General features: G+C 57.4%; 22 protein-coding genes and 1 tRNA gene. 9 read left to right on the top strand and 14 right to left on the bottom strand.

What is annotated here, in order from left to right:
• Window positions 1–70 precede the first annotated feature (70 nt).
• Together QZW03_RS17050 and greB are read left to right on the top strand one after the other, a co-directional pair.
• Window positions 71–147: transfer RNA gene (locus QZW03_RS17050), tRNA-Arg, on the top strand.
• 69 nt (window positions 148–216) lie between these two features.
• Window positions 217–777 carry a transcription elongation factor GreB gene (greB, locus tag QZW03_RS17045; protein ID WP_296511256.1) on the top strand — a complete coding sequence of 187 codons (561 nt, stop codon included), beginning with the start codon at window positions 217–219 and terminating at the stop codon, window positions 775–777.
• 3 nt (window positions 778–780) lie between these two features.
• Here greB and QZW03_RS17040 read toward each other — a convergent pair whose 3' ends face one another.
• The 4 genes from QZW03_RS17040 to QZW03_RS17025 form a co-directional block, all read right to left on the bottom strand.
• Window positions 781–3051 carry a bifunctional (p)ppGpp synthetase/guanosine-3',5'-bis(diphosphate) 3'-pyrophosphohydrolase gene (locus QZW03_RS17040; protein ID WP_296511255.1) on the bottom strand — a complete coding sequence of 757 codons (2271 nt, stop codon included), beginning with the start codon at window positions 3049–3051 and terminating at the stop codon, window positions 781–783.
• 87 nt (window positions 3052–3138) lie between these two features.
• The gene (gene rpoZ / locus QZW03_RS17035) at window positions 3139–3342 is read right to left on the bottom strand and encodes a DNA-directed RNA polymerase subunit omega (RefSeq protein WP_094477502.1); all 204 of its coding nucleotides are present in this window, start codon (window positions 3340–3342) and stop codon (window positions 3139–3141) included.
• Window positions 3343–3358: 16 nt separating this feature from the next.
• Complete coding sequence (gmk, locus tag QZW03_RS17030; protein ID WP_296511254.1) at window positions 3359–3979, bottom strand: guanylate kinase; 621 nt, start codon at window positions 3977–3979, stop codon at window positions 3359–3361.
• Between the two features lie 36 nt (window positions 3980–4015).
• A complete protein-coding gene (locus tag QZW03_RS17025; protein ID WP_296511253.1) occupies window positions 4016–4933 on the bottom strand; it encodes a YicC/YloC family endoribonuclease in 918 nt (305 codons plus the stop codon).
• Between the two features lie 79 nt (window positions 4934–5012).
• Here QZW03_RS17025 and QZW03_RS17020 point away from each other — a divergent pair, with 79 nt between their 5' ends.
• Genes QZW03_RS17020 through QZW03_RS16995 form a run of 6 tightly spaced genes read left to right on the top strand, consistent with a single transcriptional unit; the run spans window position 5013 to window position 10315 of the window.
• Window positions 5013–6026 (top strand): serine/threonine-protein kinase, encoded by a 1014-nt coding sequence (locus QZW03_RS17020; RefSeq protein ID WP_296511252.1) that lies wholly within the window; start codon window positions 5013–5015, stop codon window positions 6024–6026.
• Complete coding sequence (locus tag QZW03_RS17015) at window positions 6023–6934, top strand: PP2C family serine/threonine-protein phosphatase (RefSeq protein WP_296511251.1); 912 nt, start codon at window positions 6023–6025, stop codon at window positions 6932–6934. Before QZW03_RS17020 ends, QZW03_RS17015 begins: the two co-directional genes overlap by 4 nt.
• A gap of 38 nt (window positions 6935–6972) precedes the next feature.
• The gene (rph, locus tag QZW03_RS17010) at window positions 6973–7701 is read left to right on the top strand and encodes a ribonuclease PH (RefSeq protein WP_296511250.1); all 729 of its coding nucleotides are present in this window, start codon (window positions 6973–6975) and stop codon (window positions 7699–7701) included.
• Between the two features lie 44 nt (window positions 7702–7745).
• Complete coding sequence (gene rdgB / locus QZW03_RS17005) at window positions 7746–8351, top strand: RdgB/HAM1 family non-canonical purine NTP pyrophosphatase (protein ID WP_296511249.1); 606 nt, start codon at window positions 7746–7748, stop codon at window positions 8349–8351.
• A gap of 5 nt (window positions 8352–8356) precedes the next feature.
• Window positions 8357–9592, top strand: coding sequence for a radical SAM family heme chaperone HemW (hemW, locus tag QZW03_RS17000; protein WP_296511248.1), 1236 nt, complete (start codon window positions 8357–8359; stop codon window positions 9590–9592).
• A gap of 36 nt (window positions 9593–9628) precedes the next feature.
• A complete protein-coding gene (locus tag QZW03_RS16995; protein WP_296511247.1) occupies window positions 9629–10315 on the top strand; it encodes a CBS domain-containing protein in 687 nt (228 codons plus the stop codon).
• 12 nt (window positions 10316–10327) lie between these two features.
• Here the strand turns inward: QZW03_RS16995 and QZW03_RS16990 are convergent, their stop codons facing one another.
• From QZW03_RS16990 to QZW03_RS16945, 10 genes are all read right to left on the bottom strand, one after another.
• On the bottom strand, window positions 10328–11566 hold the full coding sequence (locus QZW03_RS16990; protein WP_296511246.1) for an MFS transporter: 1239 nt from the start codon (window positions 11564–11566) through the stop codon (window positions 10328–10330).
• A gap of 88 nt (window positions 11567–11654) precedes the next feature.
• Window positions 11655–12230 (bottom strand): recombinase family protein, encoded by a 576-nt coding sequence (locus QZW03_RS16985; protein ID WP_296511245.1) that lies wholly within the window; start codon window positions 12228–12230, stop codon window positions 11655–11657.
• A 119-nt stretch (window positions 12231–12349) separates the two neighbouring features.
• A complete protein-coding gene (locus tag QZW03_RS16980) occupies window positions 12350–12643 on the bottom strand; it encodes a hypothetical protein (RefSeq protein WP_296511244.1) in 294 nt (97 codons plus the stop codon).
• A 28-nt stretch (window positions 12644–12671) separates the two neighbouring features.
• Window positions 12672–13685 (bottom strand): zonular occludens toxin domain-containing protein, encoded by a 1014-nt coding sequence (locus QZW03_RS16975; protein ID WP_296511243.1) that lies wholly within the window; start codon window positions 13683–13685, stop codon window positions 12672–12674.
• Window positions 13685–13942, bottom strand: a complete 258-nt coding sequence (locus QZW03_RS16970; RefSeq protein ID WP_296511242.1) for a DUF2523 family protein — start codon at window positions 13940–13942, stop codon at window positions 13685–13687. Before QZW03_RS16970 ends, QZW03_RS16975 begins: the two co-directional genes overlap by 1 nt.
• Before the next feature lie 26 nt (window positions 13943–13968).
• Complete coding sequence (locus QZW03_RS16965; RefSeq protein WP_296511241.1) at window positions 13969–15246, bottom strand: virulence factor TspB C-terminal domain-related protein; 1278 nt, start codon at window positions 15244–15246, stop codon at window positions 13969–13971.
• A gap of 338 nt (window positions 15247–15584) precedes the next feature.
• On the bottom strand, window positions 15585–15797 hold the full coding sequence (locus QZW03_RS16960) for a hypothetical protein (RefSeq protein ID WP_296511240.1): 213 nt from the start codon (window positions 15795–15797) through the stop codon (window positions 15585–15587).
• Between the two features lie 197 nt (window positions 15798–15994).
• Window positions 15995–16219: a hypothetical protein gene (locus QZW03_RS16955; protein WP_296511239.1), complete on the bottom strand. Its 225-nt coding sequence runs from the start codon at window positions 16217–16219 to the stop codon at window positions 15995–15997.
• Window positions 16220–16221: 2 nt separating this feature from the next.
• Complete coding sequence (locus tag QZW03_RS16950; protein WP_296511238.1) at window positions 16222–16557, bottom strand: hypothetical protein; 336 nt, start codon at window positions 16555–16557, stop codon at window positions 16222–16224.
• Window positions 16558–16583: 26 nt separating this feature from the next.
• Complete coding sequence (locus QZW03_RS16945; protein ID WP_296511237.1) at window positions 16584–17858, bottom strand: replication initiation factor domain-containing protein; 1275 nt, start codon at window positions 17856–17858, stop codon at window positions 16584–16586.
• Window positions 17859–18355: 497 nt separating this feature from the next.
• Between QZW03_RS16945 and QZW03_RS16940 the strand changes: the two genes are divergently transcribed.
• The coding region (locus QZW03_RS16940) for a hypothetical protein (protein WP_296511236.1) at window positions 18356–18618 on the top strand (263 nt) is incomplete at its 3' end.

The raw sequence follows: 18618 nt of genomic DNA, 5'->3' as shown, positions 1-18618 counted from the left end.
AGAACATTTGAAAAGTTTCTCCGGTTTATCCGGATAGCATGAAAAAAAGCATGCTAGAATACGAAGCTTAGCGGCTGTAGCTCAGCTGGATAGAGTACTTGGCTACGAACCAAGGGGTCGTGGGTTCGATTCCTGCCAGCCGCACCAAAAAGTAAAGGTCTGCAATCGCAAGGTTGCAGACCTTTTTCTTATTCTGATTCCGAAATAGGCGAATCCATGAGCAAGGCTTTTACCAAAGAGTCCGATGGTGCAGATGACGACGAGCTGCAATTGCCTGCACTGCCCGCCGGCGGCAAAAACTACATCACTCCGGTCGGGTTTGCCACTCTGCGGGATGAGTTGCTCGACCTCATTGACAACGAGCGCCCCAAGATTGTGGAGATCGTGCACTGGGCGGCCAGCAACGGCGATCGCTCGGAAAATGGCGACTACCTCTATGGCAAAAAGCGACTGCGCGAAATTGACCGCCGCATCCGGTTTTTGACCAAACGCTTGGAGATTGCTGAAGTCACCGACCCGTCCCTGCACCATGGGAATGACCAAATATTTTTCGGCGCCACGGTGACTTATGTAGATGACCAGGATGTGGAGCGCACCGTGACCATCAAGGGCATTGACGAAGCCAATAGTGCCGCGGGCGAGGTGAGCTGGGTCTCCCCGATCGCGCGTACCTTGCTCAAAGCTCGCGCGGGCGATGAACTCAAGCTCGTGATGCCAGACCGGGTCTGCGACATCGAGGTGTTGCAGGTGCGCTACCCGGCCCCCGCTCCGGGCTAAAACCTAGTTGGTTCCGTTGGTCGCGCGCTGCGCCCGCAATACAAAGGGTGTGCGGCGCAGGTTGCGCAAAACCACGTCGAGGTGTGCTGTGTCGCGCACGCCCACCAGAAAGCGCATGTCCGCGACGTCCCGAACCCCATCCTGCCCCATGTCGATATGGATGATATCGGCCTCCGCCGAGGCCAGCGCAGCGGCCACTTTGGCCAGCACACCCTTGCCATTGTTGACAGTGACAATCAGTCCGGTCTCGAAAGCGCGGACCGGCTCGTCCGACCAATCCACCCCGATAAAGCGCTCGCTGTCTTTGGCCAGCAATTTGCGGGCTACGCCGCAGTCTCCGAGGTGAATTACCAAGCCTTCACCACGGCCCAGGTAGCCCACGATGGCGTCTCCTGGTACCGGGCGACAGCATTGCGCAAACTGCACCGAGGCATTCTCACTGCCATCGAGGGTGATGGAGCTCAGTGTATTGGTCTCGTGCGCGGTAAATCGTTCGCGGGTGAGGATCAATGCGTCGGGGCGCTCGCCTGCGTCGCTGAGCAGGTTCACCATCCGCTTGGCCACAATGTTGGCGATGCGTTTGCCGAGCCCGATATCGGTGAGGAGCTCGTGCTTGTTCTTGTTGCCGGTGAAGCGCAACAACTTTTCCCACAGTGGATCATGTGTTCCAACTTCTTCCGGAAAGCTCTCAATACCCTCGGCGCGCAAGGCTTGCGCCAACAGACGTGCACCCAAGCTCTCGGACTCGGTTTGCGCCATGGTTTTGAGATGGTGCCGGATTTTGGAGCGTGCCCGCCCTGTGCGAACGAAGCCCAGCCACGCCGGGTTGGGAGTAGAGACCGTGGCGGTGACGACCTCTACGACATCTCCATTTTTAAGCTCGGTGCGCAGCGGTACTTGCTCGCCGTTGATGCGGGCCGCTACTGTGCGGTCGCCGATATTGCTGTGAATGGCATAGGCAAAGTCCACCACCGTTGCACCGCGCGGCAACGCCATGATCTGGCTCTTGGGGGTAAAAACGTAGACGGCATCGGGGAACAGGTCGACCTTGACGTGGTCCCAGAACTCGGCGGCATCACGCGTCTCATCCTGTATGTCCAACAAGGACTGCAGCCACTTGGTGCCCAGTCTGTCGGCGGTGCCGTCTTCGGGGTTGTTGACCTTGTAGAGCCAGTGCGCAGCTACGCCTGACTCGGCCACTACATGCATGGCCTCCGTGCGCATCTGAAACTCGATATTGATGCCCGCTGGCCCCACCAGGGTGGTGTGCAGCGACTGGTAACCGTTGACCTTGGCAATCGCAATATGGTCTTTGAACTTTCCGGGCACCGGCTTGTAGAGTTGATGCAGCAGCCCCAATGCGGTGTAGCAGTCGGTTACGTTGGGCACCAGGACCCGGAAGCCGTAAATGTCGGTAACCTGGGCAAAGCTCAGGTGCTTGTTGTCCATCTTCTGGTAGATGGAGAACAGCGTCTTCTCACGGCCTGCGATGCGAATAGGCATCTTGGCCTCCGTGAAGACGGCCTCGACTTCTTTCTGAACCTTTTGAATCAGGTCGCGCCGGCGGCTACGCGCCTTGGCAACCGCCTTGGCCAACACCGTGTAGCGCCACGGACGCAGGTGCTGAAAAGAAAGATCCTGCAACTCACGGTAGGTCTGATTCAGGCCCAGGCGGTGCGCAATTGGAGCGTAAATGTCGAGCGTTTCAGAGGAAATACGCGTCCACTTGCTGCGCGGCGTGTCCGAAAGCGTGCGCATGTTGTGGGAGCGGTCGGCAAGTTTGATCAGGATGACCCGCACATCTCTTGCCATGGCCAAGAGCATCTTGCGGAAAGATTCCGCCTGGTTTTCTTCCCGGGTGTTGAACTGCAGTTTGTCGAGCTTGGTCAAGCCGTCCACCAACTCCGCAACGGGGGAGCCGAATTTTTCGATCAGCTCTATCTTGGTGACGCCGCAGTCTTCCAAGGCGTCGTGCAAAAGCGCCGCCATCAGGGCTTGGGCATCGAGCTTCCACTCCGCACATTGGGCCGCCACCGCAATAGGGTGGGTGATGTAGGGTTCGCCGTTGTTGCGCATCTGGCCCAAGTGGGCCTCGTCGGCAAAGCGGTAGGCAAGACGTACTTGCTCCACATCGCTGGCGCTCAGGTAGTCCAGTTTGGCGGTCAAGCTGGCGAAACTGGCCGCTGCGGCATTCACCGCGGCGACCGCTGCACCGGGCTTGGCTGGTTTACCGCTGGTGGCATTGTTTGGAGGTGTTTGGAGGAGACTGCCCATGGTGTAAATGTAGCGCGATGGCGCAGCAGGAGTGGCCTCAACGAAAAAAGCACCGCAAGCGGTGCTTTTTTCAGGGTGTCCGCCGGATTAGAGCGGGACTTTTTTGAGCATCTCGATGCCGACCTTGCCCGCTGCGATTTCACGCAGAGCGGTCACGCCAGGCTTGTTCTTGCTCTCGATTTTGGGAGTGTGGCCTTGGCTCAGCATGCGGGCGCGGTAGGTAGCAGCCAGAACCAATTGGAAGCGGTTAGGAATCTGCTCGAGGCAGTCTTCAACAGTGATGCGGGCCATGGAAATCTCCGGAAAGCTAGGGGATGTTCAGCACTTGAAATGTCTCCGCCCGGGCGCGGCGTTGGGCAGAAATTTTGAGTCGCTGAGAGTGGACAATGGTTTTCAGATCGAAAAGCGCACGGTCGAACAGTTCGTTGATTATAACGAAATCGAATTTCGCTACCTGCGCCACCTCTATCTGGGCGTTCTTCATGCGCATATCGATGATCTCTGCCGCATCTTCACCACGTCGCTCCAAGCGCGAGCGCAGCTCTTCCCAGCTGGGCGGCAGAATAAAAATGCACACTGCGTTGGCGAAAACTTCTTTGATCTGGATGGCGCCCTGGAAGTCGATTTCCAGAATCACGTCGGCGCCCATGGCCATCCGGTCTTCGATGGCTTTTTTGGAGGTTCCGTAGCGATTGGCATGGACATGGGCCCACTCCACAAAGGCGTCGGCCTCCACCATGGCATCAAACTCGGTTTGAGACACAAAGAAGTACTCGCGCCCATGCTTTTCCTGTCCGCGCGGCGGACGGGTCGTGTGGGAGACAGAGGGTTGCAAGCGCGAATCGAGCTCCAGCAGGGCTTTGCACAGGCTGGATTTGCCGGCTCCGCTGGGGGCTGCAACTACAAAAAGATTTCCGGGGTAGTCCATTGACTGAGGCTCCGTGATGCGGTGTCTAAAGTCGCCTTATTCTATGTTCTGCACCTGTTCGCGCATTTGCTCCACCAAAACCTTCATGTCCACGGAAATGTGGGTCAGCTCCAAAGCCGCAGATTTGGAGCCCATGGTGTTGGCTTCGCGATGCAACTCCTGAATCAAGAAGTCGAGGCGTTTGCCGATTTCCCCGCCTTTTTTAATGAGTCGCTCTAGCTCATCGAGGTGCGAGTTCAAGCGCGTAATTTCTTCCGCCACATCAATACGGATTGCAAATGCGGTGGCTTCGGTCAAGGCGCGGTCCTGCGCTGCTTCGGGCAGGGTCGTGCCTTCGGTGAGCGCCATGGCTTCTTTCCAGCGCTCCATAAAACGGGTGCGTTGTTGCTCGACCAGCTTGGGAACCAAAGGCCCGGCTTGTTCTGCCAATGTACGCAACTGCGCAATGTGACCCAGCAACATGGTGGCCAGCCGCCCCCCTTCACGTTGACGGGCACTCAGCAGTTCTTTCAGCACCTTTTCAGCCAAAGGCATGACATCGGCGCTCCAGTCGCGGGTGGTGCCCTGTTCGGCTGACGCCAAGCGGATGACATCCGCCACGCTCAAGGGGTTTGCCAATGGGAGCCAGGCTCTTATGTTGTCTTGCGTGGCATTGAGCTTTTGCAGCAAGCGGGGAGTCGGCTCGGGGATGTTTGTCGCGCTGGTGGTTTCTACGGAGGCACGCACCTCCACCTTGCCGCGCTTGAGTTTGCTACCCAGTAGTTCGCGCAAGGCGGGCTCGAATTGGCGCAGGTCCTCAGGGAGCCGGAAGGTCAGGTCGAGAAAGCGGCTGTTGACGGAGCGAACCTCCAAACCCAGCTGGGTCACGGGAAGGTTGCGGCTTTCGCCCTCAGGGGCGGATTGGGCTGTGCTGTGCTGTGCACTGGCATAGCCGGTCATGCTGTAAACTGGCATCAAGGGCTTTCGCGGCGATGGAAACGGCCCCGAGAATAACCCGTTTCAAACCCACACCACGAGTGACTCCACCGCACCTATGTCAAAGGTCAAGCCAGCGCCCCTCCCACCGGACACCATTATCGGCGGTTACCGCATCATCCGCAAAGTCGCTGCCGGTGGCTTTGGCTTGGTGTATTTAGCGCTCGATTCTGAAGGTCAGCAGGTTGCGGTAAAGGAATACTTGCCGTCTTCTTTGGCCACCCGGGCGCCTGGCGAGCTGCTGCCGCAAGTGCAGGCCGAAAAGTTGTCTCTCTACCGCCTGGGTCTGAAGAGTTTTTTTGAAGAAGGCCGCTCGCTGGCGCAAATCTCGCACCCCTCGGTGGTGAGTGTGTTGAACTTCTTCCGCGAGAACGAAACGGTTTACATGGTGATGAACTACCTGGAGGGCGCAGCCCTGCAGGATTTCATTGTTACTGCGCGCGACCAGAAAAAGAGCAAGGTGTTCCGGGAGTCGACCATCCGCTCTTTGTTTGATGAGATCTTGCGGGGTCTGCGCATCGTGCATCAGCACAAGATGCTGCACCTGGACATCAAGCCCGCCAACATCTTCATTACCGACGACAACCGCTCGGTGCTGATCGATTTCGGGGCTGCCCGAGAAGTGCTGAGTAAGGAAGGCAACTTCATCCGGCCCATGTACACCCCCGGTTTCGCTGCGCCCGAGATGTACCGGCGCGATGCCTCCATGGGTCCTTGGACCGATATCTACGCCATTGGTGCCTGTATATACGCTTGCATGCAGGGTTACCCGCCGAACGAGGCACCCCAGCGCCTTGAAAAAGACCGTATCACCACGTCGCTGGCCCGGTTGCGGGGTGTGTACTCCGACAACTTGATTGAAGTGGTGGAGTGGTGCATGTCGCTGGACCCGCTATCGAGACCGCAATCCGTGTTTGCCTTGCAAAAAGAGCTCTCGCGCGAGGGTGAGCGCCGCTACACCAAACTGACGGTCACTGAAAAAGTGCGTATGCAGTTTGACTCGATGGTGGCCGATACCAAGAAAACCGTCATGGGCGCAGCAACCGATGCTGCCGGGGCCAAGCCGAAATGAAGTTTTCTGTTTTCCAGATCAGCCGCAAAGGCGGCCGCGAGAAAAATGAAGATCGCATGGGGTATTGCTACACCAAGGCGTCCGGCATTTTTTTGCTGGCGGATGGCATGGGCGGCCACCCCGAGGGAGAAGTAGCCTCCCAGATGGCGCTGCAAGTGGTGTCGGCCCTGTACCAGAAGGAAGCGCAGCCTGAATTGCCGGATGTGCGCGAGTTCTTTAACAAGGCGATTGTGGCCGCCCACCGCCAGATACTGCGCTATGCCGCAGAGCGCAACTTGCCCGATACGCCACGCACCACCCTGGTGGCTGCGGTGGTGCAGGGTGGGGCAGTGCACTGGGTGCACTGCGGTGACTCCCGTTTGTATTTTGTGCGTCAGGGCGAGTTGCTAGCGCGCACCCGCGATCACTCGTATGCCGAGCAGCGGGATATGGAGCGCCCGAGTGGTGCCCCGATCAATTTCAACCGCAACGTGCTGTTTACCTGCTTGGGGTCGCCAACGCGCCCGGTGTTTGACGTCACCGGACCGGTGCTTCTGCATCAGGGCGACCGGCTGATGTTGTGCTCCGACGGTTTGTGGGGGCCCTTGCAGGATGAGGAGATCGTGTACCAGATGTCGCAAAAGCCGGTGACGGAGTCAGCGCCCGATCTGGTGGAGCAAGCCATGCAAAAGGGTGGCCCGCACTGCGACAACGTCACGGTGATCGCGATGGAGTGGGAGACGCCAGACAGCTTTGAGTCCACCCGCGGTGCGATATCGACCGACAGCATCAGCGACGGCGTTTTCGCCTCGACGGTGCAAGCCGCCTGGGCGGACTCGGAGGTCGATGACCTCGACGACGAGGCCATTGAGCGCTCGATTGCCGAAATCAATGAGGCCATCCGCCGCTCCGCTGCCCGCAAACTGTGAGTTGTGCCGGCACCGCCGGATTTTTGAGGACACTTGCCATGACCGTATTGGTTCGCAGCGCCGCCCGTGGCGCTGATGCACTGCGCCCGGTGCGCATCACCCGTCACTACACCATGCACGCCGAGGGCTCGGTATTGATCGAATTCGGCAACACCAAGGTGCTGTGCACCGCGTCGGTGGAAGAAAAAGTGCCGCCCCACAAACGTGGCAGCGGTGAAGGCTGGGTGACCGCCGAATACGGCATGCTGCCCCGCGCCACCCACAGCCGCAGTGACCGCGAAGCCGCGCGCGGCAAGCAAACCGGCCGCACCCAAGAGATTCAGCGCTTGATCGGCCGCTCCTTGCGCGCGGTGTTCGACCTCAAGAAACTCGGTGAGCGCACCATCCAGCTCGACTGCGATGTGATTCAGGCCGACGGTGGCACCCGCACGGCGGCCATTACCGGCGCTTTTGTGGCCGCGCAAGACGCCGTCAACGGCTTGCTGGCCGCCGGCAAGATTGCCGCCACCCCCATCACGGCAGCGGTGGCTGCGATCAGCGTGGGCATTGTGCAAGGCACGCCGGTCTTGGACCTGGAGTACACCGAAGACTCGGCGTGCGACACCGACATGAATGTGGTCATGACCGGCGCCGGCCACTTTGTGGAAGTGCAGGGCACTGCTGAAGGTGTGGCCTTTACCCGTAGCGAGATGGATCAGCTCCTCACGCTGGCCGAAAAAGGCATTGGTGAGCTCATGACCCTGCAGCAACAGGCACTATCAAAATAATAGCTACTCGCGCATATTCTGCGAGGGCTAGAGGCTTATTTGTTATGAAAATCGTTCTTGCATCCAACAACCAAGGCAAGCTTGCCGAACTGCAAGCCATGTTCGCCCCGTTGGGCTGTGAGCTGGTGCGCCAGGGTGACTTGGGTGTGCCCGAGTCGCCCGAGCCGTTTCGCACATTCATTGAAAACGCACTGGCCAAAGCGCGCAACGCCGCCCAGCACACCGGCCTGCCGGCGCTGGCCGACGACGCCGGTTTGTGCGTAGACGCCTTTGGCGGATTGCCCGGCGTGGACACGGCCTACTACGCCACCCAGTTCGGCTACGCCAAAGGCGACGACAACAACGTCACTGCCTTGCTGGAGCAAATGAAAGATGTGACCAACCGCCGCGCTGCGCTGGTGAGCACCCTAGTGGCAGTGCGCAGTGTGGACGACCCCGAGCCGCTGATTGCAGTGGGCCGTGTGGTTGGGCAAATTGCTCCCGAGCCGGTTGGTAGCAACGGCTTCGGCTTTGACCCGGTGATGTGGATCTCTGAGTTCGGCCAGACCTTTGCCCAGTTGCCCGTGGAGGTGAAAAACGCTCACAGCCATCGGGGCCGTGCGGCCGAGGCCATGGCAGCGCTGATTCGCAGTAACTGGTTAGGAGCCTGAGGCGCATGATTCCTATCACGCCCGTCGCCGAGGGCGCTGCCGCGGTGCAGCGCGACATTCAGCACTACATGCGCCCCGGCAGCCTGCAGTTCAGTGCGCTGCCACCTTTGTCGTTGTATGTGCACCTCCCGTGGTGCATCAAGAAGTGCCCTTATTGCGACTTCAATTCTCACGAGCAAGCCAAAGACGGCGTGCAAGAGCAGCGCTACATCGACGCGGTCATTGCCGACCTGGAGGCTGCGCTGCCCTTGATCTGGGGCCGCAACATCCATAGCATCTTCATCGGTGGCGGCACGCCCAGCCTGTTTTCGCCGGAGGCCATTGACCGGCTGTTGGGGGACATCCGTGCCCGGCTGCGCTTGGAGGCAGACTGCGAAATCACCATGGAGGCCAACCCCGGCACCTTTGAGAAAGACCGGTTCAAGGCTTTTCGCGGGGCGGGCGTGACGCGACTGTCTATCGGGGTGCAAAGCTTCAACGACGTCCACCTGAAAGCCTTGGGCCGGGTGCATGACCGGGCGCAAGCGCTGGCAGCCGTGGAGGAGGCTGCGGCCTCGTTCGACACCTTCAACCTCGACATCATGTACGCGCTGCCCGGCCAAACGCTGGCGCAGCTGGACGAAGACATCGCCACGGCGCTGCAGTTTGCGCCGCCGCACATCTCGATCTACCACCTGACCATCGAGCCCAATACCTACTTTGCCAAGTTTCCGCCGCAGATTCCGGAGGACGATACGGCCTACGCTATGTTGGACCGCCTCTCCGACGCCACTGCAGCCGCGGGCTTGGAGCGCTACGAAGTGTCGGCCTACGCCCGGCAGGGGCACCGCTGTTTTCATAATGTCAACTACTGGCAGTTTGGCGACTATCTGGGCATTGGTGCCGGCGCCCACAGCAAGCTTAGTTTTGCCCACCGGGTGGTGCGGCAGGTGCGTTTTAGGGACCCAACCCGCTACATGGAACAGGCGCTGGCAGGCCACGCAGTGGCCCAGGATGAGGAAGTGGCCCGCGCCGATTTACCATTCGAGTACATGCTCAATGCCTTGCGCCTGCGCAACGGCTTCGGGCTGCGCGACTTCACTGAGCGCACCGGGCTGGCCATTACTGCCATCCAAAAGGGGCTTGAAGAAGCCGAGCGCAAAGGCCTGATCGAGCGGGACTTTGCCCGCGTGCGCCCGACGGTCAAAGGCTTCGACTTTTTGAGTGACTTGCAGGAAATTTTCCTGTCCAATCCCGATTGAGCGGGCCGGCGCCCGACCTGTCTGGAGGGAGACGCTATGTTTTCGGTGTACGGCACAGCAGGACGCATCTTTCGCGGCACTTTGGAAGATCTGGGCCAGGTCTCTGGCATCGGGCGTGCCGCCCGCACTCGCCGCTTGGACGCATTGGGGTTGGACGCCCGTGACCATGGTGCCTCGCACTTTGCCGATGTGTTGAGTGCCACGCCTGCAGACGCTACCCCGACCGACATTCCCCACCGCGTAGCGTTGGCCGCTTATGGCGAGGCGCAGAAGCCCGCACCGGTGCGCCAGCCACTCACGCTGGTGGCCGACATCATGAGTCTGGAGGTGGTCACGGTCCCTGACACATCCACCATCGAAGGCGCTTGGGCGCTGCTCAACCACCACGGCATTGCGCAGGCCCCGGTGGTGTCTGCAGAGGGCGTTCTGGTGGGTCTGCTCACCCGTGCGGAGTTGACTCGTGCAGAGCATCTGCCCCGAGCCGATGCCCATGCGCTGGTGTGGCGCGCCTTTTTGACCCAAAGCGTGCAGGAGGTGATGTGGACGCCGGTGCCCAGCGTGGCTGCCGACACCGACATTCGCCGCTTGGCCCGTGTACTCTTGGACACCGGTTTGCCCGGTTTGCCGGTGGTGGACGAGGCGGGTGCGGTGCGAGGGTTTGTGTCCCGCTCCGACATCTTGCGGGCCGTGGTGGCCGACCCGCCGCTGGACCTGTGGACGTAAGCGCGCTGGCGCTTACCGGCTGCTTTTGGGTTCCATGTGGTCGCGGTGCGCCAAAGCCGGGAAGAACTTGAACCACAAACCAGCCACCAGTACCGTGCCGATACCGCCCACTACCACCGAGCCCACAGGGCCCCACATCGCGGCTGTCGCGCCGGACTCGAACTCACCCAGTTGGTTGGAGGCCCCGATGAAGATGGAGTTGACAGCGGCGACGCGTCCGCGCATTTCATCCGGTGTTTCCAGCTGCACCAAGGTGTTGCGGGTGACCACGCTGATACAGTCCGCCGCACCGGTCACGGTGAGCGCGAACATCGACAACCAGAAAGACTCCGACAAACCGAACAGCACAGTCGCCAGCCCGAACACCGCCACGGCGCTCAGCAGGCGCTTGCCCACATGCCGGCGCAAGGGCCAGCGGGTGATGACCAGCGACATGGTGAGCGCACCCACAGCGGGAGCCGCACGCAAAAAGCCAAGACCCGTAGGCCCGGTGTGCAAGATGTCGCGCGCATAAATCGGTAGCAAAGCGGTCGCGCCGCCCAAGAGCACCGCAAACAAGTCCAGCGAACTGGCGCCCAGCAAGAGCTTGCGCTCCCACACAAAGCGCACGCCGGCAAACAGGGTGGACCAGCTGGCAGCCAAGTTGGACGGTTTGTGCTGGTAGTGCACCGCCAAAATCAGGCCGGTGGCCAGCAACATCAGCGCGGTGCAGCAGATGTACACGTTGGTCGGCCCCAGCGCGTAGAGCAGCCCGCCAAGAGCAGGGCCGCTGATGACGGCGATTTCCATACCCGTGGAGCTGAGTGCGACTGCGCGGCTTAGCAGGTTGGTGGGCACCAGCAGCGCCACCAAGGCTTGCTGGGCCGGCATCTGGAATGCGCGGGCCAGGCCCAGAACCACCGAGATAAGCAAAATGAGTTCGCGGGACGCGAAGTTACCCATGGTGGCGCTCAGCAGCGTGAGCGCCACGCCAGCCTGCAAGGCCATGCAGGTTGCAAAAATGCGGCCGCGGTGCAGGCGGTCGGCCACATGCCCGGCAGGTAACGTCATCACCAAGGCAGGTACAAACTGGAACAGCCCCACCAAGCCGAGATCCCAGGCGCTGGAGGTCAGGTCGTACATATGCCACGCGACCGCCACCATGAGCATCTGGTTGCCCATGATGCCGGCAATGCGGGCGAACCAATAGCGAACGAAGGCTTGGTGCTTGAACAGCGCCGAGAGTGGGGGGAGGGATGCGTCGGTGGTCATGCAGCGCCGGAGTGACGCTTGAGCACCGCGCCAAAGAGATGTTTGGCGGAAGCTGTCGCTTTCGGACAACACCGCAGAAGCCCCAATCTTACCGGAGCGAAGACGAAGAGGGCTTTTGAACTCTGTAAATCGTTCGCTTTATGACGCTCGGAGAGCAATCAAAGACCTGAGCAAGGTTAGCCAGACTGTAAAAGCCTTGACGGTATAAACGGTTTATATCGTTTTCTTGTTGTGTTGTGAGGGTTCTAGGGCGTCCGCAGTGGACGCCTTTTTCTTTCGCGGCTCTCTGTCCAGCCATAGTGCGTTCGCGTATCAAACCCCGTTCAAATTCGGCAAAAGCTCCGAGCATGTGCATCATCATGCGACCAGCTCCCGTGCTTGTGTCTATTGGCTCTGTAAGGCTCTGAAAAGAGGCCCCAGCGGCTTCAATTCGCTGGAGTATGCCCAAAAGGTCGATTAGCGAACGCGCAAGCCGATCGACCTTGTAGACAACCACCGTATCACCTGGACACAAACCGGACATTAGTTTTTGAAGCTGTGGGCGCGTCGCTACGCCGCTTCGCTTTTCTTGCGTAATGCTTCGAACACCTGCCCTTTTGAGTGCATTGAGCTGAAGGGTAGTTTCCTGCTCAGAAGTGCTGACCCTTGCATAACCTTTTTTCATTGAAAAGCGCAGAAGGCAGAGAGACAGCCGTACCGCTTCGCTACATGGGGCGCTTCGCCCCCATACCCCAGACCCCACATAAACGCCCTAATCGGGCTATGTGTGGCCCCGTGTAGTTTTCAGTAAGAGCAGCGACGTGCGCTCATTTCAGCCTTGAGCGTTCGCATGCGGTGGTAGTTCGCGTTTTGCTGCTCTATGGGCACCCAAATTTGCTTTTGATCTATGTACTCGATTGCGCGTCTTTCTTGGGCAAGTGCGGCGCAGCCATGCTGACCGGTGTTCACTTGCGTCTGGGTTTGCTCGACATGGCTGGAGCTACCGCCACCCATGGCAGGGCGCTGATTAAAGATGTCGTTAGCCGACGCTGAAAACGCTACGGCAAAAAGAACCGCACAAACTGATTTTGGATACATGGCCGCTCCCAAGTTTTTTGGGAGTTTATCAGCGCTTATTCACTCCAAAGACAAGGGCAACTGTTTGCAATTCGGAGTTTGAATAGGCCGCACGGTGAACAGGCTCACCAATACCCGCCAATGCCTCTACAGGCTTTTTAGCGTGCGGGTCTGGGCATAGCTCCGCATCAGTGGGAACCTTTGCGCCGTTTGTGTCGTAGCACTTGCATTCAGCGTTAGCCGCTACAACGCACCCGGATACCTTGACAGGCTCCGCACCATCCAGCGAGGGAACGGAAGCGCCAAACGATGCAGAAGACGCAGGCAAAGACGGAGCAGAAGCGGACGGAAACGGCGGGACTGGATAGGACGATTGAGGCTCGACAGAAATCGCAACGGGCTCGGTTTTTTTTGCATCGAATGTTCCATTTATACGAGAGTACGCAGCAGGGGCCATGTAGCCGAGCGCAGCCAGTGCAGCGACTCCGAGCAGGGCAATTTTTGGAAATCTGACGGTAGGCTTTGTATGGAGCTGGGCCGACTTGTAAAGCGCGTATGCGGCCTTGGGATGCCACCACACTTTAGAAGTGATCGCCGTGCGGATCATGCCGGGGTTCGAGCAGTGATCCCACTCGTAAACCATCGCAACAGTTTTTGCAATGCGCCGCAAATGAATATGCTGGTTGACTAAGCGCCTGATATTGGGATCAACAAGCATAGGATGCTGAGTTACCAAGACAATATCGACGCCCATATGTCGGTGAGTTTCTAGCTTCGCTATGCAGTCTGGAACTTTCGAGCCAAGGCCGCGAGGCCGCCAAACTTCCTGCACCTCATCGAACAGGATCACATCGCCGGGTTTCGCCCAGGTGTGCCAATTGTTCAGATCGTCGGCCTCAATATGCTCATGCTCAACAAGCAAGTCCTTCACGTTCGAAAGGAGCCGACGCTTAACAGCCGTTTGCCCGTTTTCGATTGTGGAACCGGGTACAGGCTTCGCAAAATTCCAGACGCTGTATAGAGATTTTCCAGCGCCCGGAGTGCCAGTAACAAGGGTCAACATTACGTATTGACTCCAAGGATTTTCATGGAGTTCTCAGCCTGCCAAAGCGCAACCCTGAATGTAATCGCGCCAAAGATCAACCCCAAAGCAACGCCGCAACCGGAGAGCAATGCCATCTGAAGACCGGACGCAGCGACAGTGGACAACTGAGCAACAGCCATTTGCTTTAACTGGGTCAGTGCAGTATCTACACCGATGATTGAAACAACTTGAAACCCGAGTGCTATAAGAACGCGAGCAACCAAAGGTTGCATCATCCCAGCGAGCCAAACACCGAGGCCGTTCACAACCTAACCCCACCCGGAACCGCTATGAAGAAGGCCGCCAGCATGCCGAACAGGATCACTACCGGACGGACGTAATTCACTGTCGCGTCGCAGTACTTAGCGAGATCGAGGGAGTAATTGCCCTGGCTGGTGTAAAACTCTATAGGCGCAGGGCATGAGCCATTCCCAAGGCCGAGATTTTCAGGGGTGAAAGTTATTTGTTTTTCCTTTTTTGGCACTTCATCTTCAGGAGTGTCCAAGTCCGAACAGCCCCACGCCTTCGGATTTATTTCACACTCTGACTGCTCCCCTTTTTCTTGCTCTGTAGTGGTGCTCGTGTCGGTCTGGCCGGTTGTGTTGTTTGTAACGCTAACCGATGTCGTAACGTTGTTTGTTACACGGTTGTCGTTGTAGTTGTGAGTGTGGTTTGTCGTCGTTGTGGTTGTTGTATTTGTCGCAGGATTGCTGGTTGTCTTTGTAGTGCCGGGCGAAGAAGACGGGCCGCTAACAACGGGAGATTCCAACGGGATTTTTTGACCGGTAGCACGAGCAGATTCTTGCAACGCTTCATGAATTGAAGAATTCGTAGGCCAGCCACTTTTAGAAGCAATTGCGTCCTCTAGGTCTTGAATTGATACAGGAGTTTCAGAATTGATTGGAGGACCTTCAGCGCTTACAGGATTAATCCACGGGCTGCAATAGACCACGCCGCCCGGCTTCGAATGCACCGAGCCGCCCACAGCACTACAAACGTCTTCAGGGCTTGATGTGATCACGCAAGTGGCCGGAAAGGCGCCTGCAACGATGCAGTACTTTTGACCGTTAACGACCTTCTTGATCTCAGGCTGACCGCCCTGGGTCTTCGAACACTGATACCCGAGTTCGTTACAAAGATCCCACAAGAAGACACCAGTACCAATGATCGGGAGCGCCTTAGCACCGGCAGACAAAATTTTTGCGGCCTTAGAAGCGGGTGTTTTCGCAATAACGTCAATTGCAAACGCATTGCCCGAACCATTACGCATGGACGGACGACCAGACCAACCAATATCGCTGGTGCTAGTAGCCCGACCACCCCAACCCATGTCACGTATGGCAGAACCGGGGGCACTCGGGGACACGGAAACGGTGTTACCGTTTGTTTGGTAATACATCCAATTGAACGCATCGCCAGCGTTAGAAGTCTGAGCTAGCGAAGGGCCAGCAGCAAGGCCAATGACAAGCCCGACCAGAGCCAGATTTGCTGAATAAATTGTGCGTCTTCGTAGGTCATTTTTTTTAGTGGTCGTATTCACGACGCCAAAACAATTTATAGATGTGCTTGCCCACATAGACGACAACCAAGAAAGCCAGCACCGCGGCGAAATACTCGCTAGACATTGAAGAAGGTGCGTCATATGTGCAAGGGTTGAAGACCGGGTAAGGCTGGTTGATATTGGTACAGGCGCCGCCGTTGGTGCGTTTGCAAATGACCATCGCAGCCGGACCGCTGGTTCCGAAATTGGTGGTGGTGCACTCGGAGGTGTAGACGTTGGTGGTTGCTATCGTGGACTGATACGAACTAGCGCAAGCGTTAGCCTTTGCTAGTTCCGCAGTCGGATAACAGACGCCCTTATATTGGACGCCCACCGATTTACTTCACGGTAAATTTGCGATAGATCAGGCGACCAATCCAGATCGCCACACCGGCAGCGGTCAACGCGCCATACAGGGCCAACAGGTCGCCCTGGGCGGTTGTGATAGCGGCAGTAACCGCAGAGTCCAAGGCAGCATTAGCAGAGCCAACCGAAGCGGCAGCAGCGGCAGACATGACAGCGAGACGGAGCATTTTGGTTTGCTTGTTCATTTCAATTTCCTTTGTTTTGAACGGTTGAAAAACTTGGAGGATTCCAAGCAGTAAGCCCACTGAATAGGCTTAATGCTTAGGCCTGCGATGCAGGCTTTTCTAGGCTGTTTTGCCATCCCAATCCAGCTCAAGAATGAACCGCCGCATGTGTCGCAAGTCTCCGAGCCGCCGTCTTCGCCTTCATCCATTTCCATTTTTTAGCCCCTTGAATAGTCCTGATCCGTTCCCAGACGGTCAAGATCAATGATTTGAGGAAGGTCATCAACATCGCACCAGTCCTCGACGAGCTGGACGGCCCGCTCAAGCTCGGGCACGACACCGATACCAGCTTTTTTGAGGTCAAACGACCATTCAGGCTGCCCATCGTCCAAACTAGGAACAAGGAAGCGCCCCGTGCTTTTCGATTGGACGAGGAAGCGCATATTTAGGCCGCTGGACGAGCTACGGAGCGCGGAGCGATGGCGACAAGCACGACCTTTGCAGAGTCGCGGCCTTGAGCGTCTTTACCGGCCACGATGTCGAATTCCACAGAGACAGGCAGACCTGTCGCGGGGAAGTTCTTTTCGAAGTTCGCCCATTTTTGGTATTCACTGGCATCTCCGAATTTGTAGGGGACGGTTACAGCGCCCATAGTTTTCGAGGTCGCGTTAGCGGCCAAGTCGGCAGGCAAATAGAAAGTGGTGGAGCTGTATTTGTTGCCCTCGACCTCACCTTCGCTGGCCTTGATACCCATCAGGGTTTGGTCACTTTTCATACGCATGGTTTTTTTCCTTAAGGCCGGTTTTTTTAGGTAGCTAAAAGGGCGTGGCCAGCGCACCCGCTACCGGTTGAAATTGAGAAGGCGGAGAGCAAATCCGACTCGGAGAATTTGCGCAAACGACCAGGCAATTTGTGGTTTCGCCAGTCGCATAGCTCTAGAAAGTCGGCCTCGCTCAGGTACTTGAATGCAGCGGAAATCGTGGGCGCAGCGGCGTTAAAAGCCCAGCGAAGATTTCGAGCAATTTCCGCCTTGACGGTTTGCAAAGGCAGCGCTTTGTTTACTGCGACTTTTTGCGGAGTCACTAAGCTGTCAGCCTTCACAATTTGCAACTGGTGCCAATCGGAAGCACCCGCGAAGAAGTCGGCAGGGCGGCGAAATATGTCCGAGGGCAGGACACGGTTTTGATCGCCATAACGCAGCTCAACACGTATCCAGTCGCTTTTTTCACCAGCTCCATAGAGCTGATCGCCTTTTTCGTAGATATTGGTTACTTTGCCGCTCTTACGAGCGCCAACGTAGAAGGAACGAGCGCGACCGTTCACCCAATCACCGGCCACATCGGGGGCCGGTCTACGGCCACGAACATCGAACGCCCCGGCGCGGTAATCGTCGGCCAGTGCATCCATATCAATGCCGCCATGAAAGAGATCAAGGGCAAGATCAGCACGGGTTACCTTTGCTTCGTGCTTGTCGATCAAGTCGGCAATGCGATCCGTCCAACCATGCTCCGCAAAGGTGCAAGCGTGGCCATCTAGGTTCACGTGCAGCGTTTGGTTTTGAGCTTCGGCGCTGTGGCTGTTTGAACCAGCCATGAAGCCGACCCAGCCGCAAGGGTGACCTTTTCTTTCGATGATGAAAGAGTATTTATAAAAGTCTTTGCCGCCCTTAATTTCAGGAGAGACTTCGAATTCTTCGCCCAATGCCTGGACAACTTCCTTTGCAAGTTCGAGAGCTTGTGAACTGGCCCATTTAAAGGCCGGGGATTCGTGCTCTTTTTCGTAGGCTTCGAGGCTGCAACGAATCATTCTGTGAATTCGCTCAGAGTCAAATTCAGCGGGTGAACCCTTCTTTTTAGCTGTCTGGATAAAGCGGTTGACGGACTGAATAGACCGAACGCCGAGAGTTTCAGCGCTTGGCAATACCGGGCCTTTGCGAGTCAAGAAATCAGGGGTAACGCTCCGAAGGAGTGCAGTGAAGCGTACCCAATCAACATGGACAGGGGTTTTATGGGCGGTGCGCTCTGCTTGAAGGCGTAGCTTGATTTGATCGCCATCAATAACAACAGGGTTTAAATTAGCCATGTTGTACGCTCCGGAATGATCCCCCCGTGTTACCAACGGGGGGCAGCTTATGCGCCTGCGGCGCGACTGTGGCGGCAGAGCCGCCACGCGCTGCGCCTTCGGCTTCGCTTTCACCTTTGAGGTCAGCGGGCCAGTTTTGGCAAGCCGTGAAAAGACGTTGACCAGTTTCGCAACGTGCGGAATACACACGACCACGGCCAGCGGCTATGCACTGGGGGCAATCGAAGTGGTGAACGTGATAGGCCGAAGCAAGTTCGTTTTGCTGGGCTTCGATGGTGGTGGAACCCTGCGCGGACAGCGCGGGGGAAGCGGCCAAGCCATACCGCGCAAGTGCTATGTGCGCAGAGTTCCGTAAATCGTTGAGAGGTGAAGACATGGCCGCTTTCTTTTTACTGAATGTAAATTTCTAAGACGCAACTCTAGTCAGTGTTTTACTTTCTGTAAAACACTTTTTTTACATGATGTGTAAAAATTCGCCCAACAGAAGGAGCGCAGAAATGCCAAAAACCCTTGACTTATTACAAAGAGCGTTGGAAATAAAGTCCAAATCCGAGTGGGCAAGAACGCTAAATATCATGCCTAGCGTGTTCACACGCGCTGGACATGATGGGCGTCTGAGCCCCGCCGTTGCTGGGAATCTTGCTATCGAATTAGGAGAAGACCCAGAACCGTGGATGATTGCGGCAATGCTAGAGAACAAGCATGAAGCCGCATTGATAGACAGGCTGCGATCACGCAAGCCAGAGTGGCGGAAGCTGTG

This window comes from Rhodoferax sp., from assembly GCF_013297935.1.
In the GTDB taxonomy this organism is placed as follows: Bacteria; Pseudomonadota; Gammaproteobacteria; order Burkholderiales; family Burkholderiaceae_C; genus Allorhodoferax.
The sequence above is the reverse complement of the archived record's forward strand: the minus strand, read 5'-3'. Positions and strand labels throughout refer to the sequence as shown.